The following is a 4,001-nucleotide window of genomic DNA, read 5'->3' as shown; positions in this document are numbered from 1 at the left end:
TGCGGAAACGGTATAATTCAAGAGGCCTCCGTCGATGGTTTCCTTTTTCAATTCCTTTTCCGAGAGCTTTCTTCCGAAAAATCCAAAACCGTTCAGCTGGTGCCCGCCCCGTTCCTCATTGCCGGCCTTTTCGGGGGTATGTGTTGTAAAGACCATTTGCGATTTTTTAACACCGCGGTCGCGCAAATAGTAGAAAGCGGGAAGGGCGTGTCCCTCGTTTAGATGGTATACATCGGCACCGCCCAAGGCCTCGACGATCTTAGCCCCACCGATGCCCAAAATAATGCTTTGGGCGATACGGGTATCCTCGTTGGCATCGTATAGACGGTCGGTAATCGTTCGGGAAAGGTAGTCGTTGCCCTCGACATCGGTAGTCAAAAAATAGAGGGGTGCCGTTCCCGACACTTCCGGTTTCAGCACAAAGGCGCGGACTTGTACCGAAGAATTACCATTGATCCTTACCTCGACCTGCAATCCGGAATCTTCAAGAAAACTGTAGTTTTTCTCTATAGAATTGACCCGGAGGGTCTGGTCGTGGTTACGGCCTTGATCGTAATAGCCGTATTTCCACAACATGCCGATGCCTATTACATTCTGTTTCATGTCAAAGGCGGAGCGCATATGCGATCCCGCCAAAAATCCCAAGCCGCCCGAATAGGTCTTCAGGCCTTGGTCTATGCCAAATTCCATGCTAAAATAGGCCGTTTTTTTGTTGAATTCTTTTGCGGGTGTATACGGATGGTACCAAGTGCTGTACTTACTTTTCATACTGGATGGTTTTAAAGGGAATTTTTAATAAAGCCGCTAAAAGTAAGCCGATTACTTGAATTTACCTAAACGGGGCTAAGAATAATCGGGAACATTTGTTTGCTTCAGGTTCAAATGCAGGGTGAATCGGGTTGATAATCGCAGTTATTATGAATTAGCATTTATTTTATGCAGAATATAAGATCGAGAGGCAAGAAAATATTCTTGCTAATAAGGTGAATTCGAATTTACGCACTTATTAGCAGTGCCATTATAATAAACGATTTTTCACGTTGGGACATATTATGGATGGTATTAGAATAATTTTTCATTGAGCAGCGCATATCTATGCTCTTCCCAAAGTTTCCCGTTCTTAACAATCGCTTTTTTTGAGATACCTTCTTTTCGGAAACCATTCTTTTCTAAAACACGCATTGAACCCACATTGTACTCAAAAACCCCTGCAAAGATTCGGATAAGTTTCAATTCTTCAAAAGCATATCTGGTGATCAATTCGATCGCTTTCGTCACGATACCCTTTCCCCAATGGGGTTCGCCGATCCAGTAGCCGATTTCGGCCGATTTTCGATAGACATCTTTTTGGAGGATCAGGCCGATCAGGCCGCATAGTTCACCGTTGCAGTCAATGGCAAAAACCTTTTCCGTTTCGCTTTTGGATTGTCGCAATATGAATTCTTCCGCGTTTTTTTCGGTATAGGGGTAGCCAAAACCGTCCCGAACATTGTCCCAGATTTTTTTGTTGTTGGCGAGTTGGGCTATTTGGGTTTTGTCGGAGGGATAGAGCTTTCGTAATGTGATAGTTTGATGTTCCAAAATCGCTTTTATTATGGTATACTACAATTTAATCAATACAGTTCGAACTTTTAAATTAATACAGCTGGTTAATATTAAATTTAAAATTCAGTATAAAATTTTATAAACCCCGGCATGAACTTGTGAAAAGGGCTTCTATATTACGGCCTGCGCCTCAATTTCTATTAAAAACGCTTCGTTGGCCAACCCCTTTACGTTTATCCAAGTGCTTGCCGGAAGGTTTTGGGTATTGAAATATTCTTTCAAAATTTGACTTATCACGGCCCCATCTTCCTTTTGGTAATTTACTTTGTAGATTCTTAGCATTACGATATCCTCTAAGGTGCCGCCAGCGGCTTCCATTGCTGTTTTTAGATTTCCCAAGGATTTTTTTGTCTGACTTGCCAAGTCATTTTTGCCAACGATATTTAGATTTGCGTCCCATGCAACCTGCCCGGAAATAAAAGCCATTTTCCCCGGTCTGGCCACCACTACTTGGGAAAATCCATGGGGTCTGGAATCAAATAGTGTTTTGGGATTTATATATTCTTTTTTCATATAAGTTAGTTTTATTTGTCTTAAGAGGCGAATATGCTTAAAAATTATAAGACAAACCGACGTTCCATGAAAATCCGGGATTGGGAGAAATAGAGGTAACCACAGGTTGGTTGATTTGAGATGATAAAAACAGCGGAAATTTTTTATGGCCAATCCCAGCAACGCCGGAAACAAAAAAACTTTCCGTATCACCATCCAAATTCAAATAAAATACTTGAGGGAAAAGGCTGCAATACAGTTTGTCTGACAATCGCAGTTTTGTAATGTTCGCGACCAATGAAATAAAGTGCATTTGTTTCAACGAGCCTTTATCAAAGCCACGACCTACGAAAACGGCCGACCCTAGGCTGAACATTTCCGATAGTTTAAAAGTAGGTACAAACTCAAAGACCAGATACCGCTCCGCTTTGGTGATTGTTTTTGAAACACCGTTCTCGATGACTTCGGGATAACTGTGCGAAACATTCCAGACTGCGGCCACCTTTATTCCCAATTTCTTTTTACCGAAGATTCGATACCGAAAACAACTACTGAAAAACCAAGGGACACCGTCCGTGGCGTAGGCGACCTCTGGATCAAAACTGAACCTGTTCTTCCGCAACGAAAAAAAACCCATTATTGCGGGCTTTCCCAATGAAAATGCCGGTACCGGGGAAATACCGTTGGTGTTCAAGCCAATTGTACCAGAAAATTTGAAACCGTTGCCGTCCTCGCCTTGCACTTTCCCATCAATAGCTGCTTGGCCATGTGATACGAGTAAACTTAATAGCAAAAATACAATTAGATGCAAACGACTAAAAGGTATGGTACAACTTCCCATTTTCTTCGGTTGTTATTTATTCCCTCGTGAAAAGTTCACAATTACCCCCCCCTAGTTCGGGCATTTTTTTGCCGACATGGGCAATCACTTCCTTGAATTCTTTTGATGGATTAAAATCAATTTGTTTGATGTCTTTTTGAACAATTGCCGTATGGCCAGATGGTAAATAGAATACGTTTCCAGCTTCTAGTCGATCTTCGGTCCCATCATAAAGATCCACTGGCCGGCACGATGTTCTGATTGATATGAAAGAAATTATCGGGATCGTATTTCTTTTTTATCTTCGATAATCTCTCGTAGTTGCCCTTATAACTGGCTTTGATACGTTCCTGCCCTTCGTCCATCATAAAGTTGACATAGCCCCCACCGGCGGCATAGGGTTTCATACCCTCGTAATAATCCCTGCACCATTGGGTCACTTTGTCCGCATCCTCCGGATCTGGGGACACGCCTACGATGACCTGTGCCCAACGTGCTCCACGATTGGCCCATGCGGTGTCTTCCTGTGCCGTTTCATGTACCTTACCGTCTATGGGATATAGATGCATGGTGGAATGAAAGGTAGGGGGATTGGACCCGTATTTGATATTTTCTTGGATGCACCCATCGGTGAGTTCGTTGATATAATGGCCTTTCCAATACCACTGTAGTCCCTTGGGATAGAGGTCGTCAAAAAGACCGTTGAGGGTGGGCATGGGCATTTCACTTACCCAATCTAGAATGGGCGGGCCAAATTCACGAACGGGCTTGAAAACCTCCTCTGCTTTTTCCATCGACCCCGTATAGCACCATACGATCCCACATACCTTTTTGTTATGCAAATTTTCGGGAAAAGGGTCTCCAGGCGGTACGATCAAAAAGGCAAAGAAACCATAAAGATCGTCGGAAGCGTCCTTGGTGATTTTGTCATAAAACTTCATGGCTTCCTCCGCTTTTTCCACAGGCCAGAACATGGGGCCGGCATAAACGTTTTTCACCGGGATAAGATTAAAAGTAAAGGATACCACCACGCCAAAGTTACCGCCGCCTCCTCTGAGTGCCCAAAACAAATCCGGATGGGCAG

Annotated in this window: 4 protein-coding genes and 1 pseudogene; all 5 read right to left on the bottom strand. The window is 43.4% G+C overall.

The genetic code is table 11. The features are described 5' to 3' along the window. Window positions 1-768, bottom strand: a pseudogene (locus tag ACEW8S_RS01620) (alpha-glucan family phosphorylase); the annotation flags it as partial. A gap of 294 nt (window positions 769-1,062) precedes the next feature. After that, a complete protein-coding gene (locus tag ACEW8S_RS01615; RefSeq protein WP_373516444.1) occupies window positions 1,063-1,581 on the bottom strand; it encodes a GNAT family N-acetyltransferase in 519 nt (172 codons plus the stop codon). Between the two features lie 135 nt (window positions 1,582-1,716). Beyond that, window positions 1,717-2,118 carry a RidA family protein gene (locus tag ACEW8S_RS01610; RefSeq protein ID WP_373516443.1) on the bottom strand — a complete coding sequence of 134 codons (402 nt, stop codon included), beginning with the start codon at window positions 2,116-2,118 and terminating at the stop codon, window positions 1,717-1,719. 37 nt (window positions 2,119-2,155) lie between these two features. Further along, the gene (locus tag ACEW8S_RS01605; protein WP_373516442.1) at window positions 2,156-2,890 is read right to left on the bottom strand and encodes a hypothetical protein; all 735 of its coding nucleotides are present in this window, start codon (window positions 2,888-2,890) and stop codon (window positions 2,156-2,158) included. A gap of 254 nt (window positions 2,891-3,144) precedes the next feature. Next, window positions 3,145-4,001: BBE domain-containing protein (locus ACEW8S_RS01600; protein ID WP_373516441.1), on the bottom strand; the 857-nt coding region annotated here is incomplete at its 5' end.

Source organism: Pricia sp. (genome assembly GCF_041745955.1).
Taxonomy (GTDB): Bacteria; Bacteroidota; Bacteroidia; order Flavobacteriales; family Flavobacteriaceae; genus Pricia.
The sequence above is the reverse complement of the archived record's forward strand: the minus strand, read 5'-3'. Positions and strand labels throughout refer to the sequence as shown.